Source organism: Anaerocolumna sp. AGMB13020, assembly GCF_033100115.1.
In the GTDB taxonomy this organism is placed as follows: Bacteria; Bacillota; Clostridia; order Lachnospirales; family Lachnospiraceae; genus Anaerocolumna.
The window spans coordinates 1,438,089-1,456,325 of record NZ_CP136910.1 but is presented as its reverse complement, the minus strand read 5'-3'; the positions used below and the strand labels follow the sequence as shown (position 1 = coordinate 1,456,325).

Genomic DNA, 18,237 nt, shown 5'->3' with positions numbered 1-18,237 from the left:
TTGCCTGTATTCTAAAACAATTTCTTGCAGATATGAATAGGGAGCTCCTGCTCATACTCCGCAAGTTTTCCGACCAAATTAATAAAATGAGGTGTCTTTGTGTGGCGATGTAACGCTTGTTCATCTTCCCATTCTTCAATCAAAGTTAAGCTATTGGGATCATCAAGCGCCTGAAACAGTTCATAAGAAATGCATCCCTGTTCTTTTACGGTTTCCTTTACCAACAGCTCATAAAGTTGTAGAGCATCCGATAGGTGGTTTTCTTTTATAATACTTGGTACTATTACTTTTATCATGTATGGCTCTCCTTATCAATCATATTAGTCTTTTCAATTTTAGCATCGCAGTAGGTCGTCAGCAACAATTATAATATAGTGTGGAGTGGAATCATAATTGAGTGTTTTGATTCCATTTTCATGCTATTGCTTTTCTGCGTATAAGTTTGTAATCCTTTTGCACATCGTTGAAAAAGCATGTACTTCTTCTTCTGTTAATGCTTCTTCGATTAGCTTCATAATTTCATTTCCAAAATCCTCAACACGATTTAAGAAAGCTTTCCCCTCTTTGGTAAGCATAATATTGTAAGAACGGCGGTCATCCGTCTGCCTTTGCTGCATAATATACTTCTTTTCCAGTAAACGCTTTGTTAATTTTGAAATGCCAGATTGTGAGATACCTCTCATTTCAGCAAGTTCTTTTGTGGTTTTCGCCCCCTGCTTATGCAAGGTATCGAGTATATAGTATTGTGCCGTTGAAACACCTTCAACATTGAACCGATTTGAATCTGATACAATCATGCATTGAAAGGGAATATAACTTTCCTCTAACTCTTTTATAGCCATTAAGCCAACCTCCTATTTTTCAGTAATATACTTTTTCAGGTGCTTTCCAGTTAAAGAATTTGGACAGTTGATTAAATCTTTCGGTAATCCTGTAAACATAATCTTACCACCATTCTGCCCGGCATAGGGACCAATGTCAATAATCCAATCTGCCTGACAGATAATATCCAAATTGTGTTCTATTACAATAAGAGTGGAATTTTGTTCTACAAGGCGATTCATTATATCAATCAATTGTTTTATATCAGCCATATGCAAACCTGTTGACGGTTCATCCAAAACATAAGTCTGACCACCGTTTTCAAGTTCGGAAGCAAGCTTAATTCGCTGTAACTCACCACCTGAAAGCGTGCTTAATGGTTGTCCTAAAGAAACATAAGTGATACCAACGTCTGAAAGCCGTTTTAGTACCGTTACGATTTCTTTTTCCTGAAAAAAATCTAAGGCTTCTGTGACCGTCATTTTAAGAACATCGGCAATACTCTTTCCTCTTAGCTGACAGGCAAGCACTTCGTCCATATAACGATTTCCATGACATTCCTCACATACCGTAACAATTGTATCCATAAACGCCAAATCTGTATAAATAACGCCTAGACCTTTGCAGGCAGGGCAAGCACCTTGTGAATTGAAACTGAATAGAGAGGCGTTTACACCATTCCTTTTCGCAAATAGTTTTCTGATAATGTCAAAAATACCCGTAAAAGTTGCTATGTTGGAACGTTTTGACGCTTGAATCCCTTTTTGGTCAATAAAAACAGTTTCAGGATACAGCCGTGGTAATACTCCATTAATTAGAGTACTTTTTCCTGAGCCGGCAACCCCGGTTACAACAGTCATTACCCCTTTTGGTATATCAACTGAAAGGTTTTTTAAATTATGCAGGGTTGCATTTTTTATGGAAAGCCAGCCTTTCTGGGTACGTGTATCAGGTTTTAGCTTGGGGCAGTATGATAAATATTTTGCAGTGAGAGTATCTGCTGTTTTCAGCCCATCTAAATTCCCTTGATATACTACTTCCCCTCCGTAGGTTCCTGCACCTGGTCCCATATCAATAATATGATCTGCAATTTTTATCATATCCGGGTCATGCTCTACGATGAGAACAGTATTCCCTTTATCGCGCAACAACCGCATAAGCTCATTAATTTTGCTTATGTCATGAGGGTGCAGCCCTATACTAGGTTCGTCAAAAATGTAAGTAAGATCAGTCAAGCTGCTGCCAAGTTGGCTAACCATTTTAATTCTTTGAGACTCCCCGCCTGAAAGTGTAGATGTTTCTCTGCTTAAACTTAAATAGCCCAGTCCTATGGATACTACGTGCTGAATCCTATTCACAAGTTCCGAAACAATTGTAGCGGATACGGGAGCATGAATAGACCTGACAAAATCCAAAAGCTCATTTATTTGCATATCTGCACATTCTGCAATATTTTTTCCGTTCACTTTGCAAGATAACACATTATTATTTAAGCGTGTTCCATGACAGTGGGGACAATCCTGTTTTACAACAAACCGCTCAATTTCTTTTCCATATCTGACTTTTTCACCATCTTCTTTTTTAAGAAAACTCCGTTCAATGCGTGGAATTAAACCCTCATACAATGAGGTTTTATGCCATTCGGGGGTAGGATTTATAACCTTAATTCCATCAGCGTAAAGTAACAGCTCCAGTTCTTTGGAAGAATAGTCCTTAATTTTTTTGTCGTTTTCAAAAAAGCCTGAATGAATATAGCGGGTTAATCGCCAACCACCGGGTTCAAAAGTTGGAAAACGGATAGCACCCTCATTTAAGGATTTATTCTTATCTAACAGCTTTTCAATATCAATGGTTTCAATTTTTCCCAAGCCCTCACAATGTTCACACATTCCAGACGGATTATTAAAGGAAAAAACATCGGAATAACCTACAAATGGTTCACCAATTCGGGAAAACAATAAACGTAATACGGAATAAATATCTGTAATTGTCCCAACCGTTGAACGAGCATTACCGCCTAACCGTTTTTGATTGATTATAAAGGCCACGGACAAATTTTCAATATTGTCCACATCAGGCTTTCCATAGTGCGGCATACGGTGACGGATAAAACTAGTATAGGTTTCATTTAATTGTCTTTGCGATTCTGCCGCTATTGTATCAAATACCAAAGATGATTTTCCTGAACCGGAAACACCTGTTAATACCGTGATTTCTTTTTTTGGTATCAAAACATTTATGTTTTTTAGATTTCGTTCCCTTGCACCTGATACCTTAATATAATTATCAGACATACTTTTACCTCGCTATTTTATGTGACAGGGTTAATATATGAGTGGGTTAACTATATTTTATCACGTTGTTTTTTATATTACAATGATAAGAGCACGATTTTTTCTGCCATCACAAAAATATACAAAAGGGAGTAGGAATTATTACAGTCGCTGATAGACAACTGTTTGGAACTGGTATGTAATGGTAAGTACTCTGATCACTATTTCGTAATTAGGCTTTCTTCTTGTGCCTGTTCTTTCTTGACATCCATAGAACCATTCAGTATAATAGTCCCATAATGGGACTATAAGTTGAAAGGCGATGTGACAAAAGTATGAATGAAAATGCAAAGCGTTTTTGCAATATGCGGCAAGGCCTAGAAATGATTTATGATTACTATGCCAGGTCTGCCGGGATTTCCTATACGACATTGTTTGTTTTGAATCTTATTAGTCAGTATGAGGTATGTACGCAGAAGATTATTTGTGAAAGAACAATGCTGCCGAAACAGACAGTGAATAATGTAATTAAGAAGCTAATAGAACAGGGATATCTTCAATTGGAAGAAATACCTGACAATAGCAAATCTAAGCGAATTCTATTTACTAAAAAAGGAAAAGAGTTTGCAGAACCTATGATTAAGCATATACAGGATGCTGAAAATACTGCAATGGAGCAATTATCTGAGAGTCATCAGGAAGAACTTCTTTATATAATGGAACTATATGATCAGGCATTTAGAAAAGCCATGGAAGATAAATAAGGAGTAAGATTATGAGAAAAAATATTGGAGCAAAATCTTATGTGTTACCACAACCGGTTTTTATTATTGCAGCATATGACGAAAATGGAATTCCGGATGCCATGAATTCTGTATGGGGTGGTATTAGTAATGAAAAGGAAATTTCGATCTGCATTAGTTCAGAACGAAAAACATTAAAGAATATCATGCTGCGTGGTGCATTTACCGTAAGTATGGCAGATGCGTCTTTTGTTGAGGCCTGCGATTATGTTGGAATTGAAACTGCAAATAAGGTTCCGGATAAATTTGCAAGAGCTGGATTTCATGCAGTTAAGGCTGATTTTGTCGATGCTCCACTGATTGAGGAACTTCCATTTGCGTTAGAGTGTAAAGTAAAAAGTTATGATGCAAAAGAATGGCGCATGATTGCTGAAATCGTGAACATCAGTGTTGATGAGAATATATTGGATGAGAAAGGTGCTGTCAGGCTGGATAAATTTAGTCCGCTTGTGTTTGATTGGATGAGTAAGAATTACCATAAAATCGGAGATAAAGCAGGAAATGCTTTTCGGGATGGACTGAGTATTAAGAAAAAGTAGCGAACGGTTTGCATTTGAATATATATTATAATCCGGTAAATATGTTTTCCTATTTGAGACATACGGAGGTCATTTGTTTGAGAAGAAAATAATGAGGTGAAAATAATATGTCTTGCAGAAAAATAGGTATATTGCTTTTTAACGAGGTTGAGGTAATGGACTTTGCGGGTCCGTTTGAGGTGTTTTCTATTACAGAAAACGATGCAGGAAAAGCATTCGAGGTGTATACCATAGCCAGAAAAAAAGAGTTAATCAGCACCCGAAACGGATTAAAGGTTCAACCTGACTATGACTTTCATGATGCGCCTCAATTGGATATTTTAATTATTCCCGGAGGATATGGTGCGGAAGTAATAGAAATTCATAACCAGGAGACCATTGATTGGATAAGAAGAAGCTTTACGCAGGTGCAAATAATGGCATCTGTGTGTACTGGTGCATTTTTATTAGCAGAAGCTGGCTTACTGGATGGAAAACAAGCAACAACACACTGGATGGATATTGATAGATTAGAAGCAGACTATCCACAAGTCAGAGTTATACGTGACGTCAAATTTGTTGACGAATTTCCTATCATTACATCGGGTGGAATATCTGCGGGAATAAATATGTCTTTTTATATTGTAAAAAAATTATTAGGTTTAAAAGCTGCAAAAATCACTGCAAAAAGGATGGAATATGATATTGATTTGGGAAATTAACATTTTTTGCAACCCCCGCTAAGAAGCCTTGAGACTTTAGATGCTATCAGACCGGATATGAAAAAAGTAAAGGATATCAGTCAGAAGTACAATTCTGATGGATATCATATTTTTTCTTCGCAATCATTACATGGTGCTAACGCTTATTGTAGAAACTTTGCTCCCTTATATAGTATCCCGGAGGAATCGGCTACGGGAACATCAATCGGTGCACCATTTCTAGCGTTAAGGTCGGTGGGGAAGCGATGAATTTAACCATAACGGAAGTCGAAATATAGAATAATAGAAAAGCAACCTTCCTCCAAGGTTCTACTTAGAATCAAACAGCATCCTTATTGCTTTTATAATTGATTGCATTTGATAAATCCTATTTTCCGTGATACCATATCAATGATACATGAATAGTTATTAAATTGAGAAAATTAATAACATAAATACTATTATTAGGGAGGCACTTTATGGATTTGCTGCAAATTAAATATTTTCAAACTGTGGCGAATATGGAACATATGACAAGAGCTGCCGGTGTGCTGCAAATTGCGCAGCCTGCCTTAAGTGCCATGATTGCTAAGTTAGAAGAGGACTTGGGGGTTCCTCTGTTTAATAGGACAGGACGTAATATTGTCTTGAATGAATATGGAAAAGTATTTTTAAAACGTGCGAATAGAATACTGAAAGAAGTTGAGGAAGGACGGCAGGAGATATCCGATTTGTCTGGAAGTGAAACGGGTTCTGTTTCTTTTGCAACCACATCTTTGAATAAAGAATTCGGTAGTTTACTAGGAAGCTTTGCATGTCAGTATCCAAAAGTGAATTTTCATATTACACAGTTAGGTGATGATCGGGAAAAGCTTCATCTACTGGATAAAGATGAAATTGATTTTGCTTTTATCAACACCATTACTGAGCACTCTAATATTACTACTATGAAATTGGCAGAGGAAGACATTTATCTGGCAGTTTCACCAGCACACTACCTTGCTAGCTACCAAACAGTTTCTTTTCAGAATTTAAAAGACGAAGCCTTTATCGGCTTAAAAGCTAATTATAGCCAGCAAGAATTTTGTGATGAATTTTACAAAAAGAATGGAGTTGAGCCAAATATCATCTGTGAGTGCAGTGAATTTACAGCGGTTATTAATTTGGTTGAAGCCGGGCTTGGTGTATCTTTTTTACCGTGTTCTGAAGCTGAGAAAAAGGAACTGCCGGTTATTTTACTTAAAATTGAGGAAATCAGTTATAAGAATATTCTGCGACTTGCCTGGAAAAAACAACGTTATTTTTCAAAAGCGGCAAGAAATTTTCGTGAATATGTAAGCCAATATTTCAATACTACAATATAATTATAACGAAAAGGCGTGTAGCAAAACCAATCTTTTATCATAATGCCATTGGTTTTGTTATACGTCTTTTTTTATTAATACATAATTTCTTATACATATATATATTATTATATATTTTTAATTATTGATATTTAAGATTATACTGTAGAAAGCAAAGGATTTAACTTTGTTTACAATAAGATGGGATTTGTTCTTTTGAGGACAATTTTTTTTGAATATTAGTTAGCGATGACTAACCAAAAGGGGGACAAATATTTTTAAGGTGCCTTAATTTCTTCTGGAAATTTCGTGAAAGGAGATAAAAAACGAGAATTCATATGAAATCATTCTGGGGTATCTAATTCGCCTACTTGGTACTTTCGCGGGTTTGAGGCAGGCACTCCAATAGTAGTATGATATTTCTAAGGGTTGGATCCGGCACCATGCTAGAGCTATAGCCTTAGGCTGATTTTATAGAGAAGATACCTGCGTCCATGAAAGCATGTACTTTTTGTAACTACTCTACCACGGCAATCATGGATCAATACCCCCTGTAGAGGGCTTATATAAGCTAAAATAGAGGAGCATAGGTTGAAAAATAAATTTTTCAATCGCAAGTTTGTGCTTGCACACCATAAACTTGGTATGCGCAAAGAGCGTGCGCAAGAATAGAGGTTAACATGAAAGAGAAAAAAAACAAATGGTTGAGAAGGTACGATGAAAAGTCTTATGAAGCTTTTATAAGATGCTTCTCAAGCTATATCCAATACTTCCCGTATTGTGAGGGATGGATACCAGCATTTTATGATACTGAGACATCAGTTTTTTCAAATTTGCCTGACGAAACGAAAGAGAGCAGGCATAACACAAAGTGAAAATAAAAATCTTTGTGTTTTGGTTCGGTGAAAAAAATCTGCCGATACAACTGCCTTTTGTGGGGTATTCCGAAATGGTAAGTATAAAGTAAAGGGCTTGCCTTCTCTCACTTAAGGCAACCCGAGAGATAGAGATTACAGAAGATAAGCTCAGATACTATGCAAAGCTAACAAAATTTACTTTCTAATAGAAGCCCATCTTATATGATTGGTGAGGATAGAGCAGCAATAAGCCATAGCAAATATAGCTATCGTTATTGCAAAAATGTTATAGGCTATAAATGGATAATCTTCCCTCTGAGATTATTTGTGCAGGCCAGTTCTCCATCCAAAGTGATTACAACCGCACCCATATCACTCATTCTGTTCATTCTGTGAATAACCGTAGCAGCATCTAATCCAAACATTTCAGTAGTACAGATATCACAGTCCAGTGAGCTGTCAGCAACAACCGTTAAAGAAGCGATGTTACTTTTGATTGGGTAGCCTGTTTTGCTGTTAAAAATATGGTGGTATTTACTGCCTTCCTGTTCAAGAACCCTCTCATATATTCCTGACGTTACCACCGATTGGTTTCTTATTTTAACAAGTGCTACCGCATTCCCTCTTGGCAAAAACGGATTTTGTATTCCCACGTTCCACTCGCCGCCTTCGGAAGGAGATTCTCCAAATACGAGAACATTGCCGCCCAGGTCCACCATTGCTGAAACAGCTCCATGATTCTTGAATAACTCCATTACTTTATCAGCGAAATAACCTTTTGCGATAGCGCCAAGGTCTATCTCCATGCCTTCTTTTAGGAAATGGATGGTTTTTTCCTCCTCATCCAGTTGTATATTTTCAGGCTTTAAAAGTTCCAATACGTTACTGATTGCTTCTTTGTCCGGTACCTGTGCCTCCTTAAAACCGATTCTCCATAATTTTATTAGTGGGCCGATTGCTATATTTAAAAAACTATCTTCAGATAAACTGTGCTTTTTTCCTGTTTTTATCAGTTCATACAGTTCGTTGTCCACCTTCTGAGGGGCTGCTGCAGCTGTTTTCTTTAACAGAGCAAGCTGTGAGCTGTCACTGTTGGCGCTAAAGACTTCATTATAATGAAGCAGCATCTCCTCGGCCTTTTTTGCCAGACCTTCGGCATCGCCACCCTTAATATAGAGGGAGATTTTAGTTCCCATAAGATAAATAATCTTCGTATACTCTTTCATGTTCATACTCCTGTAATGGAATGGTTCTGCCCAGGAATTAAAAAGGCCTTTATCAGATCATTGTCAAGGCTGGTCAGGGCCCTCTCGCTTTGATAGGCAATAAAATAATCTAAGCTTATTTCATCCATGGGAATGGGGTAGATATTATAATCAGAGGGGCTTTCCTTAACATAGATACTTTCGGGTATAATGGTCAGCCCCATATTGCTTGTAGACAGCTTAAGTGCAGTATTGATCTCAGTGCTTTCCATTATGATATCGGGTTCCACCTTATAAATATTTAGTAGATGATCGATCTGTTTTCGGATAGCGGAGCCTTTGGATGTCAGGATCAGCTTTTGGCATAAGAGTTCACTTATGTCAATCGTTCCTTCAGGAACAACGGCTACATCTGTCTGATAGAGATTACAGCAGCGCGGAATCACAGCCCGGTATCGGTGCCTTCCCCAGCTAACAGAATTTAAGTTCGGTGAAATGAATCTTGAATCTTGTCCTATCCAAAAATCCAATTCATTGCTTTGCGTGAGCTTTTCACTTTTCTCTGGTAAAATCTCTGCAAGCTCGATTCTGCAGTTTGGATGCAGATTCTGAAATGCAGGTAAAAAAAGTGGCAAAAGGTAGGTACCAAGGCTTGGAAGTACTCCAATCCTAATAACCGTTCTATCACGATTTGATATATCTGATATTTCACGAATCAGCTTAGCGTAGTTATTTTCTAAAGAAGTAAGATATTGATAATAGATCTTTCCTTGCTCAGTTAATCGATAAGGCAGCTTGTTACGGGTGATCAGTTCGCAGTTTAACTCATTTTCCACCCTTTTTATAACCTGTGTCAGATAAGGCTGAGAAATATAAAGTGATTTCGCAGCCTTGCTGTAATTGCTGTATTTTAAAATGGCATCAATATAAAATAGGATATCTTGAGAGTCGGTTTTTGACATTTCATTCCTTCTTCCATTATGGTAGACACACTCTAGTTTTTTTGATTATAACAAAGTTGTTATCAATCTTCAATGAATAACTATTAGATAATATAAATGCAGTATGTTAAAATAATGTCAAACACATGATCATTATTGTGGTAACTTAATATACAGGAAGGAGATTACTATGAGATATTTAGCAATCGTAGGCACTAATTCTGAGGTGTCAACGAATCGTTTACTGCTTCAGTTTATGCAAAAGCACTTTTCCCCGGAGGCAGAGATTGAAGTATATGAAATTAAGGAGCTGCCTGCTTTTATGGAGCCAGAGGATTCCGAGGTTCCGGAGAAAGTAGCGGTGTTATCTGATAAAATTTTGAAAGCCGATGGTATTATTATAGCAACGCCAGAGTACGACCATGCAATACCTGCAGTTTTAAAGAGCGCTCTGGAATGGATCAGCTACACGAGTCAGGCACTTACGGATAAGCCTGTTTTAATCGTGGGAGCATCTCATGGTACTCTTGGTTCCTCAAGAGCACAGGCGCATCTCAGGCAGATTCTTGACTCCCCGGAGCTTGCTGCCAGAATTATGCCAAGCAGTGAGTTCCTTTTGGGAAAATCTCAGAGTGCTTTTGATAGTTCCGGAAATCTCATCTATTCAGATAAGGTGTCAGAGCTTGAGGAAATATTCAGAGAGTTTGTTCTCTTTACGGATATCACATCAAGACTTCTCAAAGAGAAAGTTCTGAATAAAAAAGTAAAAAAATATACTTGGCAAGAGCAGGAGGATAAATTACAATGAAGTTAATAGCTATTGTTGGAACGAATGCAAAACAATCATATAATCGTAAGCTCCTTCAGTTTATGAAAAAACACTTTGAATCAAAAGCAGAAATAGAGCTCCTTGAGATTAAAGATGTTCCGATGTTTAATCAATCCGATAATCAGTCCTACGGCGAAGTAATACAGAGGTTCAATGATAAGATTACTGCCTGTGATGGTGTTATTATGGCTACTCCTGAATATAATCATTCAATACCATCCGGACTTAAAAGCTTGATTGAATGGTTAAGCTTTGATCTCCATCCACTGGCTGGCAAACCGGTCATGATAGTAGGTGCTTCTCTTGGAACGCAGGGTTCCTCTCGTGCGCAGCTGCATCTTCGTCAGATTCTCGATGCACCAGGTGTGGATGCCAATGTTATGCCGGGATACGAGTTTTTACTTGGCAGAGCAAATACTGCCTTTGACGATGCCGGTAATCTGAACAATGAAGGTACGGTAGATTTCCTGGAGATATGCTTTTTGCGCTTTCTGCGTTTTGCTAAAATTTCTAATCAGCTGAATGAGGAAGAGGAGTTTTCCTTTGAGCCTGGGGAATATGAGGTAAATGCAATTGGACACAGCGGAAATCTTCCAATGAAAGTATCCTTTAGTGAAAAGCGAATCGAAAGCATAAAGATAGACACCAAAGGAGAAACAGAAGGAATTGCTGATGTGGTGTTTGTAAGAATACCGGATAAAATCCTTGAAGGGCAGACCTTAAATGTGGATGCGCTCTCAGGGGCATCTGAAACCAGTCATGGTGTCATCGACGGTGTGGCAAAAGCCGTGAAGCTTGCAGGCGTTAATCCGGATATCCTTAAGAGACGGCCCAAGCCTGCCAGCAGCCGGATCCGGGAAGATGAAGAATATACTTGTGATGTTGTCGTTGTAGGCGGAGGAGGCGCTGGACTAAGTGCAGCGGCTACTGTTTTACAGAATGGCTGCAGTGCAATTGTTCTTGAGAAATACCCGGCAGTGGGTGGAAATACCATACGTTCCGGCGGTCCTGTCAATGCAGCAGATCCGAAGTGGCAGATGAGGTTTGAAGAGAATCCGGGAGAAAGACATACTCTTGAAGCACTATTAAGTACAGATGAAAGAGAGATCCACGCAGAATATCTGGAGGATTTCCGAGCATTGAAGGAAGATTTTGCTGCCTACCAGAATAAGTTTGGAACACAAAAAGGGCATCTATTTGACTCACCGCTTCTTCACAGAATACAGACATATTTTGGCGGAAAAAGAACGGACTTAAATGGCAACACCATATACGGACAGTACGACCTGGTAAAAATTCTGACAGACAGAGCCTTAGAGAGTGTAAACTGGCTGGAGGAAATAGGTGTCGAGTATGATAAGAGCATCGTATTTGCGCCCGTTGGTGCTCTCTGGCGCCGAGGTCATAAGCCTGTGAAAAGCTATGGTACTGCATTTATACTTGCTCTTAGTAAATATGTAGAGGAATGCTCTGGAAAGATTATCACGGACAGTCCTGTAAAGGAATTTATCATAGAGAACGGGGAAATAAAAGGAGTAATAGCAACAGGAGTCAATGGTCAGAAGCTAACAGTACACGCGAAGGCAGTTATTCTTGCAAGTGGTGGCTTTGGCGCAAATACAAAGATGCTGAAGGAATATAACACTTATTGGAGCCACATTGATGATGATATAAGGACAACGAATTCCTATGCTATGACAGGTGATGGAATACAGCTTGGTAAAACGGTAGGAGCAGCACTGACTGGAATGGGATTTACGCAGATGATGCCTGTGGCTGATCCTGAGACCGGTGAGCTATTCAGTGGACTTCAGGTACCACCTGAAAATTTCGTAATCGTCAATCTAGAAGGAAAACGATTTATCAATGAATTTTCCGGAAGAGATGTGTTAACAAAAGCTGCCATTGATCAGGGAGGTCTGTTCTACTTAATTGCTGATGATGAGATAAAGAAAACCGCAGCCAATACGAGCCAGGAGAAAATAGACCAGCAGGTAGAGGCTGGTACCTTATTCAGAGCGGATACCATAGAAGAGTTGGCAATGAAAGTCGGTATGGAGCCTGCAATCCTTAAAGCTACCGTTGAGAAATATAATTCCTATGTGGAGCAGGGCTTTGATCCTGAATTCCATAAGGATACCTTTAGCTTAAAGGTGGAGAAAGCACCCTTCTATGCGACACCCAGAAAGCCAGCCGTACATCATACCATGGGAGGCCTGAAAATAGATACCAGTGCCTGCGTATTAGATGAAAACGGAAAGCCTATCAAGAATCTTTATGCAGCCGGAGAAGTTGCAGGAGGTATTCATGCAGGTAATCGCCTGGGTGGCAATGCTTTAACGGATATATTTACCTTCGGACGAATTGCAGGTAAAACTGCCGTTGATAAGCTCAAATAAAGCTAAGCCACGTATTGACTTTTAATATAATGTATAATATAAGAGCAAAGGTGATGCAAATGAATGATATTTTTATGTGTGGACAACATTATGGCGCTATATCAAATTGCATTGAAGCAGATTTGCATAAGCATTGGCTGCTACAGCTATTTATCAGTGTCGAGGAAGAGCTTCTAATTAACGTTGAGGGACAAAGAATAAGTTGCAGAGCCATAGCTGTTAATATGAATACAATACATGAGTTTTATTCCGGCAACTCAGTTCATTTTACAATGTTAGTGGATCCAACAACCCAATTGGGACGATCTTTAAGAATTTGCTTTCTAAATGAGAACCCTTATTATATAATTCCTGAGGATAGAACAGCCGAGCTTCAAAGATATCTGTTAAATGTAATCCATAATGGGGAAAGCCATAACTATTCGATGCTGATAGAAAACATTATTCGTTCGTTTGATAAATATCCGCCGGTGAAATATGATCAAAGAATAGAGCTGCTCTTAAGGAGGATAGATGCTTGCGATTGTGAGGAGGCACTTCACCTGGTGAACTACCTTGCCAAAGAAATGTCTTTATCAGAAAGCCGCCTCTCACATCTATTCAAAAAAGAAACCGGAATTTCCTTGAAAAGCTATATAGTTCTTCACAAGCTGCAAAGAGTATACCAAAAGATATTTAATGGAGAAAATATAACCCAGGCAGCAATAGCATCAGGATTCGATTCCTCCTCACATTTTGCTTCTTTTCATAAAAAAATCACAGGAATGTCAGCAAGGGATATTATCACAGATAGCAGATTTTTGAAAGTAAGCCTGTAAAAATCTCGGTATAATATGATTATCAAATATAACAAGGAGGTCATATTATGAAAGAGTATCTACAGGCAACACCTATGCTTGATTATAATAGTAATGGAATACAGCAGTTAGTGGTGGACAGGAAATGGAAGGATAAAGATGCGTTTCAAAAAATACTTGAGATATATAATTTTGTCAGAGATGAAATAAAATTCGGCTATAATGTTGATGATATCATAAAAGCAAGTGAAGTTCTAGAAGATGGTTATGGTCAATGTAATACAAAAGGTACTTTATTTATGGCATTGTTAAGAGCAGTTGGTATCCCATGCCGAACTCATGGGTTTACGATTGATAAAATGCTCCAGAAGGGTGCTATGACAGGAATTATATATCGCTTGGCGCCTCAAAATATTGTGCATAGCTGGGCGGAAATATTTTTTGAAGAGAAATGGTTGAATATTGAGGGGTTCATACTTGATGTTCCTTATTTAAATAAACTCCAGGAAAAGTTTTCTGAATGCAATGGAAGCTTCTGTGGTTATGGTGTAGCAACCAATGATTTTAAAAAACCACAAATCGACTGGAATAAAAATGATACTTATATACAAAAAGAAGGGATAAATCGGGATTTTGGTATATTTAACTCACCGGATGAATTCTTTCGAAAGCATCGTCAGGAATTTTCACCATTAAAGAAATGGATTTTTCAGAATATTGCCAGAAAACTTATGAACCGAAATGTATCTGGAATAAGGGAAAATAATTCCAAGAAGTGATAAAAATAATTTACTACTTGATGGCCATCTATTAAAAAAGTTCAAACTATGAGCACCATATTTGTGCTAAGGGGATACCAGGCTAAAGCATCTTTGTTTCATATTCCACTAAAATAAGAACATGCCGTGAGACCGTTTATTTTCAAGCTAATTGAGAATGGGCGGTCTTTTTTTTAGATGTAAAAACTAATTTTTGAGTCAAGAAGGCAGAAAGGAATGATAACCTGTTATTGAAAGATTGTTTTTGTATAAGGTGAGTTATGCTCTGGAAATTTGTGTTTATGTTTGATTAGTAAAATAGGGTGGTATATAATTGAAGTATGAGCAATGAGAAATGTATTGAATTCTAGTGAAGAAAACAGTATCACAATAAAATGAACATACATGTTATTCTATTAAATAGATACAATTTAGAGGGTAACGAAATGGATAGGCTATTTTATGGTACAAAGGTTGGAAGCGATATAGATAAAATCGATGATGATTATATTCAGATTTATGAGGTTTGATAAGTAGAAGGGATGCTAAAAAGTGAGACACTTTTTGAATGAATTTTTAAAAGGACATATTAAGCAAGAATACCAGGAAGAAATCGACAAAGAAATTGTATATTCAAACAATCGGAGGTGCCAATTCGTACTGCTTATACTGATTATTCCGATGAGTTTATATGTTTCTTGGAAATTTATATTTTTTAATCAGCAAATGTATTTAAATTTGTTGTTTATATTCATAGGTTTGATAGGTCTATCGTTATTACATTTTCAAAAGAATAAAAGATATATAGGAGCTGTCCATATATTTTTTATGATAGTTTGCTTGATTTGGGCACAATATACGAATTTTGAGGGTTATCAAGTATCTCCCAATTATACCCCTTATATCATTGCGCTCATGGGACTTGCTACAATCGCATATCTAAAACCGAAATATAGTATTATTTTATTTGGAGTTAATCATATTGTTTTTTTACTCATTAACGCTTATTTGGTACATGATAATGTTATTATAGTGGAAATTACCGTAAATTCTACTATTGCAATGGTATTTGCTTTTATTTTTTCTTTGTTAAACTATAAAGCAAGATTGCAATTATTTCAAAATAAAAAATTAGTTGAAGAATTGAATCTGGCAAATCAAAAGCTAATAGAGTATGTTCACACAGATGTTGGAACGGGAATTAATAATCGATTGGCTTTTAGTGAGACATTAGAGCATGAGTGGCACAGTGCGATGCTCTCGAAAGAGATGATATCCTTAATTATGATCGATATTGATTATTTCAAACAATATAACGATACATACGGTCATAGTAAGGGAGATGTTTGTCTTAGAGAGGTAGCTCAGTGTATCAACCAATACATGCTAAGTACGTCTGCCTTTGTTGGACGTTATGGTGGAGAGGAATTTGTTGTTGTATTACCCAAAACGGATAAAGTCGAGGCTCTTAAGATTGCTGAGAACATAAGAACACAGGTTATAATATTGCAAATACCTCATCTTGGCAGGGACGATAATATGGACATTCTAACTGTTTCATTGGGGGTGGCTTCTATAACACCTGAAAATGCGGATACAAGTATTCGTTTACTGGAGCTGGCGGATAAAGCGCTGTATCGTGCAAAGGCAGAGGGGAGAAATCGGGTGGTGTAAGTATTTGTTATAATTAAGTTTTGAGGAATTTATGAAAATGAGTAAGGAGAGGTCAAGGTTATGAATAAGGATGGCAGTGATATTATCTAATATAGTCATAGTCGATATAAAAATAATATGAGCAGGTCATTATTATTATTTCGTTAATATATTTTGTGGAGGTGTGTTATGGATTTTAGAACTATTTTTGAGCAGGTACCAGAACAATTTGACAAATGGCGGCCTCGTTATTGTGAGGAACTTTTTGCAGACCTAATCACATACGCAAAGCTCGATTCAAGTAGTGAAGTGCTTGAGATTGGACCTGGGACAGGTCAAGCTACCGAACCTATCTTAAAAACAGGGTGTTCTTATAAGGCAATCGAATTGGGGGAGTCCTTTAGTGAGATAATGAAAGAAAAATTCAATTCTTATGAAAATTTTCATATTGTCAATGCTGACTTTGAAACATATCCTTTTGGAAGGGAACAATTTGATCTCGTATATTCGGCAGCAGCATTTCAATGGATACCGGAAAAAATAGGTTACCCTAAAGCCTATGATATATTAAAAAGTGGTGGAGCCTTTGCTATGTTTATGATGCGGCCAGATATACGGCCAGGCGGTGGATATACCGATGAACCGCTATTCTCTCAAATTCAGGAAGTATATGCTAAGTATTTTCACCCAGAAACGGAATACAAGTGCCGCCTGGATTATGATGGTCGTGATAAGTATGGCTTTGTTAATCTCCAACGCCGCGAATACCTCAAAACTAGAGAGTATAATGCCGATGACTATGTTTCGCTCATTGGAACACACTGTGATCATATAACACTCAAAGAACCAGACAAAACCTATTTTTATGAGGGTATAAGAAAAGTTATTCTTGATGCTGGTGACAAGATAACTCTTTATGATAAAATAACAATGTATCTGGCTAGAAAACCATAACACTATTAAGAAACATTTTTAAAGGTGAAGCCGGAAGATACCGATGTTCCACTTGAAATTAAAGTTTACAGAATAAAAATAATTTATGGAAGGCTATAAAGCTTAATGCTTTGTAGTCTTTTTTTATATCATAATGGAGGCGTTCAATGATTGTTTCCGAAAGCAATCCATAGAGCAAAAGTTGATACTTTCTTTTAATATAAAATAACTGAAATTGGCTTATTAATGGATACGAATAATGTTTTGTGGTATAATTAACCTGGAAAAAATACTTGGAAAGAAGTTAAAAATTTAGCAATCCTTCACCGTTTGTAAAAGGATGTTATTTAATTTACTAATAAGTGAGGACGTAGTAGGATATAGAACATGAAAGGTGGTTTGTTAATGAAAATTCTTATAGTCGGTTATTTTACCGAGATATCAAAATCAATTATTACAAGACATTTTCCGAATGACTGGGAAGTAGTAATTGTTCCGCCTGGAGAAGAAATGTTGCAGCATATGAAAGATTGCCAGGTAATCATACCTGAACATATCAAAGTGGATCACAAGCTACTTTCCATCGCAAAAAATTTAAAATTAGTCCAGACGGGTGCTGGATACGATAATGTAGATATCGATGCCTGCACGCAACTCGGCATTTGGGCTGCTAATGCTTCAGGAGTCAATGCAAAGGCAGTGGCCGAGCACGTAATGGCATTGATATTGTCATTTTATAAAAATATACCGTTTCTTGATGCTTTCATGAAAAACAAGATAGATGAAAGTAAATTAGATTATACCGGAAGTGAATTAACAGGTAAAACCATTGGAATTATAGGTTTCGGTGCTATTGGTAAAAAAGTAGCTGAGTTTTGCAGGGTTTTTGATATGAATGTGCTGGTATATGCTAGAAATGCTGTTGTACATTCTGAGGATTTTGTAAAGCTGACGGATTTTGATTATCTTGTAAGAACATCAGATATAGTAACTGTACATGCATCCCTGAATCCAGAAACCAGGCAGCTAATCGATAAAGAAGTATTCAGGAAGATGAAGAATACTGCACTTTTTATCAATACCGCCCGTGGTGGCATTGTCAATGAAAAAGACTTAATAGATGCTTTAAAAAATGGAGATATTTCAGGTGCATGCCTGGATGTGTTTGAAGCGGAACCGCTTTCAACCAATAGTGAACTTCGGAAGCTGAGCAATGTAATACTTACTCCACATACAGCAGGGATGCCTGACGGGCTAAAATTCCATAAAAAAAGATATGATTTCTTTGTGAACAATATAAAACGTGTAGAGAATGGCGAAGAGCCTGAAAACAAGCTCAATCAGCTGAAATAGCAATACTTAATTATCAGAAATAAAAGGAGGCTTGTTGAACCAAGACTGATTT

Annotated in this window: 18 protein-coding genes; 13 read left to right on the top strand and 5 right to left on the bottom strand. The window is 37.4% G+C overall.

What is annotated here, in order from left to right; genetic code table 11:
• Nucleotides 1-11: 11 nt before the first annotated feature.
• The 3 genes from R2R35_RS05700 to R2R35_RS05690 all read right to left on the bottom strand — a co-directional run bounded on the left by R2R35_RS05700 (nucleotide 12) and on the right by R2R35_RS05690 (nucleotide 3,116).
• The gene (locus R2R35_RS05700; RefSeq protein WP_317733544.1) at nucleotides 12-296 is read right to left on the bottom strand and encodes a putative quinol monooxygenase; all 285 of its coding nucleotides are present in this window, start codon (nucleotides 294-296) and stop codon (nucleotides 12-14) included.
• Nucleotides 297-419: 123 nt separating this feature from the next.
• Nucleotides 420-842: a MarR family winged helix-turn-helix transcriptional regulator gene (locus R2R35_RS05695; RefSeq protein WP_317733543.1), complete on the bottom strand. Its 423-nt coding sequence runs from the start codon at nucleotides 840-842 to the stop codon at nucleotides 420-422.
• Nucleotides 843-854: 12 nt separating this feature from the next.
• Nucleotides 855-3,116 (bottom strand): excinuclease ABC subunit UvrA, encoded by a 2,262-nt coding sequence (locus R2R35_RS05690; RefSeq protein WP_317733542.1) that lies wholly within the window; start codon nucleotides 3,114-3,116, stop codon nucleotides 855-857.
• Between the two features lie 362 nt (nucleotides 3,117-3,478).
• On the opposite strand from R2R35_RS05690, the gene R2R35_RS05685 reads away from it, so the two are divergent.
• The 6 genes from R2R35_RS05685 to R2R35_RS05660 all read left to right on the top strand — a co-directional run bounded on the left by R2R35_RS05685 (nucleotide 3,479) and on the right by R2R35_RS05660 (nucleotide 7,335).
• Nucleotides 3,479-3,859: a MarR family winged helix-turn-helix transcriptional regulator gene (locus R2R35_RS05685; RefSeq protein WP_317733541.1), complete on the top strand. Its 381-nt coding sequence runs from the start codon at nucleotides 3,479-3,481 to the stop codon at nucleotides 3,857-3,859.
• An 11-nt stretch (nucleotides 3,860-3,870) separates the two neighbouring features.
• On the top strand, nucleotides 3,871-4,437 hold the full coding sequence (locus R2R35_RS05680) for a flavin reductase family protein (protein WP_317733540.1): 567 nt from the start codon (nucleotides 3,871-3,873) through the stop codon (nucleotides 4,435-4,437).
• A gap of 107 nt (nucleotides 4,438-4,544) precedes the next feature.
• Nucleotides 4,545-5,138, top strand: a complete 594-nt coding sequence (locus tag R2R35_RS05675; RefSeq protein ID WP_317733539.1) for a DJ-1/PfpI family protein — start codon at nucleotides 4,545-4,547, stop codon at nucleotides 5,136-5,138.
• A gap of 57 nt (nucleotides 5,139-5,195) precedes the next feature.
• Nucleotides 5,196-5,387, top strand: coding sequence for a hypothetical protein (locus R2R35_RS24635; RefSeq protein ID WP_317734750.1), 192 nt, complete (start codon nucleotides 5,196-5,198; stop codon nucleotides 5,385-5,387).
• Nucleotides 5,388-5,596: 209 nt separating this feature from the next.
• Nucleotides 5,597-6,481, top strand: coding sequence for a LysR family transcriptional regulator (locus R2R35_RS05665; protein ID WP_317733538.1), 885 nt, complete (start codon nucleotides 5,597-5,599; stop codon nucleotides 6,479-6,481).
• 659 nt (nucleotides 6,482-7,140) lie between these two features.
• Nucleotides 7,141-7,335 (top strand): hypothetical protein, encoded by a 195-nt coding sequence (locus tag R2R35_RS05660; RefSeq protein ID WP_317733537.1) that lies wholly within the window; start codon nucleotides 7,141-7,143, stop codon nucleotides 7,333-7,335.
• Nucleotides 7,336-7,610: 275 nt separating this feature from the next.
• Here the strand turns inward: R2R35_RS05660 and R2R35_RS05655 are convergent, their stop codons facing one another.
• Together R2R35_RS05655 and R2R35_RS05650 are read right to left on the bottom strand one after the other, a co-directional pair.
• Nucleotides 7,611-8,543 (bottom strand): FAD:protein FMN transferase, encoded by a 933-nt coding sequence (locus R2R35_RS05655; protein ID WP_317733535.1) that lies wholly within the window; start codon nucleotides 8,541-8,543, stop codon nucleotides 7,611-7,613.
• 2 nt (nucleotides 8,544-8,545) lie between these two features.
• Nucleotides 8,546-9,484 carry a LysR family transcriptional regulator gene (locus R2R35_RS05650; RefSeq protein ID WP_317733533.1) on the bottom strand — a complete coding sequence of 313 codons (939 nt, stop codon included), beginning with the start codon at nucleotides 9,482-9,484 and terminating at the stop codon, nucleotides 8,546-8,548.
• 169 nt (nucleotides 9,485-9,653) lie between these two features.
• On the opposite strand from R2R35_RS05650, the gene R2R35_RS05645 reads away from it, so the two are divergent.
• From R2R35_RS05645 to R2R35_RS05615, 7 genes are all read left to right on the top strand, one after another.
• A complete protein-coding gene (locus R2R35_RS05645; protein ID WP_317733532.1) occupies nucleotides 9,654-10,271 on the top strand; it encodes an NADPH-dependent FMN reductase in 618 nt (205 codons plus the stop codon).
• Nucleotides 10,268-12,691: a flavocytochrome c gene (locus R2R35_RS05640; RefSeq protein ID WP_317733530.1), complete on the top strand. Its 2,424-nt coding sequence runs from the start codon at nucleotides 10,268-10,270 to the stop codon at nucleotides 12,689-12,691. The genes R2R35_RS05645 and R2R35_RS05640 overlap by 4 nt, the downstream gene beginning before the upstream one ends.
• A 59-nt stretch (nucleotides 12,692-12,750) precedes the next feature.
• The gene (locus R2R35_RS05635) at nucleotides 12,751-13,509 is read left to right on the top strand and encodes a helix-turn-helix domain-containing protein (RefSeq protein ID WP_317733529.1); all 759 of its coding nucleotides are present in this window, start codon (nucleotides 12,751-12,753) and stop codon (nucleotides 13,507-13,509) included.
• Between the two features lie 47 nt (nucleotides 13,510-13,556).
• Nucleotides 13,557-14,267 carry a transglutaminase-like domain-containing protein gene (locus R2R35_RS05630; protein WP_317733528.1) on the top strand — a complete coding sequence of 237 codons (711 nt, stop codon included), beginning with the start codon at nucleotides 13,557-13,559 and terminating at the stop codon, nucleotides 14,265-14,267.
• 543 nt (nucleotides 14,268-14,810) lie between these two features.
• Entirely contained in the window at nucleotides 14,811-15,920 is a 1,110-nt protein-coding gene (locus R2R35_RS05625; RefSeq protein WP_317733527.1) for a GGDEF domain-containing protein, read from the top strand.
• A 168-nt stretch (nucleotides 15,921-16,088) separates the two neighbouring features.
• Nucleotides 16,089-16,853, top strand: a complete 765-nt coding sequence (locus tag R2R35_RS05620; RefSeq protein WP_317733526.1) for a class I SAM-dependent methyltransferase — start codon at nucleotides 16,089-16,091, stop codon at nucleotides 16,851-16,853.
• Between the two features lie 384 nt (nucleotides 16,854-17,237).
• Nucleotides 17,238-18,185: an NAD(P)-dependent oxidoreductase gene (locus R2R35_RS05615; protein ID WP_317733525.1), complete on the top strand. Its 948-nt coding sequence runs from the start codon at nucleotides 17,238-17,240 to the stop codon at nucleotides 18,183-18,185.
• The last annotated feature ends 52 nt before the right edge of the window (nucleotides 18,186-18,237 follow it).

What these genes read in the sequence shown, in the direction of transcription:
- R2R35_RS05700 (WP_317733544.1), bottom strand. Translation starts at nt 296, where the DNA reads ATGATAAAAGTAATAGTACCAAGTATTATAAAAGAAAACCACCTATCG.
- R2R35_RS05695 (WP_317733543.1), bottom strand. Translation starts at nt 842, where the DNA reads ATGGCTATAAAAGAGTTAGAGGAAAGTTATATTCCCTTTCAATGCATG.
- R2R35_RS05690 (WP_317733542.1), bottom strand. Translation starts at nt 3,116, where the DNA reads ATGTCTGATAATTATATTAAGGTATCAGGTGCAAGGGAACGAAATCTA.
- R2R35_RS05685 (WP_317733541.1), top strand. Translation starts at nt 3,479, where the DNA reads ATGATTTATGATTACTATGCCAGGTCTGCCGGGATTTCCTATACGACA.
- R2R35_RS05680 (WP_317733540.1), top strand. Translation starts at nt 3,871, where the DNA reads ATGAGAAAAAATATTGGAGCAAAATCTTATGTGTTACCACAACCGGTT.
- R2R35_RS05675 (WP_317733539.1), top strand. Translation starts at nt 4,545, where the DNA reads ATGTCTTGCAGAAAAATAGGTATATTGCTTTTTAACGAGGTTGAGGTA.
- R2R35_RS24635 (WP_317734750.1), top strand. Translation starts at nt 5,196, where the DNA reads ATGAAAAAAGTAAAGGATATCAGTCAGAAGTACAATTCTGATGGATAT.
- R2R35_RS05665 (WP_317733538.1), top strand. Translation starts at nt 5,597, where the DNA reads ATGGATTTGCTGCAAATTAAATATTTTCAAACTGTGGCGAATATGGAA.
- R2R35_RS05660 (WP_317733537.1), top strand. Translation starts at nt 7,141, where the DNA reads ATGAAAGAGAAAAAAAACAAATGGTTGAGAAGGTACGATGAAAAGTCT.
- R2R35_RS05655 (WP_317733535.1), bottom strand. Translation starts at nt 8,543, where the DNA reads ATGAAAGAGTATACGAAGATTATTTATCTTATGGGAACTAAAATCTCC.
- R2R35_RS05650 (WP_317733533.1), bottom strand. Translation starts at nt 9,484, where the DNA reads ATGTCAAAAACCGACTCTCAAGATATCCTATTTTATATTGATGCCATT.
- R2R35_RS05645 (WP_317733532.1), top strand. Translation starts at nt 9,654, where the DNA reads ATGAGATATTTAGCAATCGTAGGCACTAATTCTGAGGTGTCAACGAAT.
- R2R35_RS05640 (WP_317733530.1), top strand. Translation starts at nt 10,268, where the DNA reads ATGAAGTTAATAGCTATTGTTGGAACGAATGCAAAACAATCATATAAT.
- R2R35_RS05635 (WP_317733529.1), top strand. Translation starts at nt 12,751, where the DNA reads ATGAATGATATTTTTATGTGTGGACAACATTATGGCGCTATATCAAAT.
- R2R35_RS05630 (WP_317733528.1), top strand. Translation starts at nt 13,557, where the DNA reads ATGAAAGAGTATCTACAGGCAACACCTATGCTTGATTATAATAGTAAT.
- R2R35_RS05620 (WP_317733526.1), top strand. Translation starts at nt 16,089, where the DNA reads ATGGATTTTAGAACTATTTTTGAGCAGGTACCAGAACAATTTGACAAA.
- R2R35_RS05615 (WP_317733525.1), top strand. Translation starts at nt 17,238, where the DNA reads ATGAAAATTCTTATAGTCGGTTATTTTACCGAGATATCAAAATCAATT.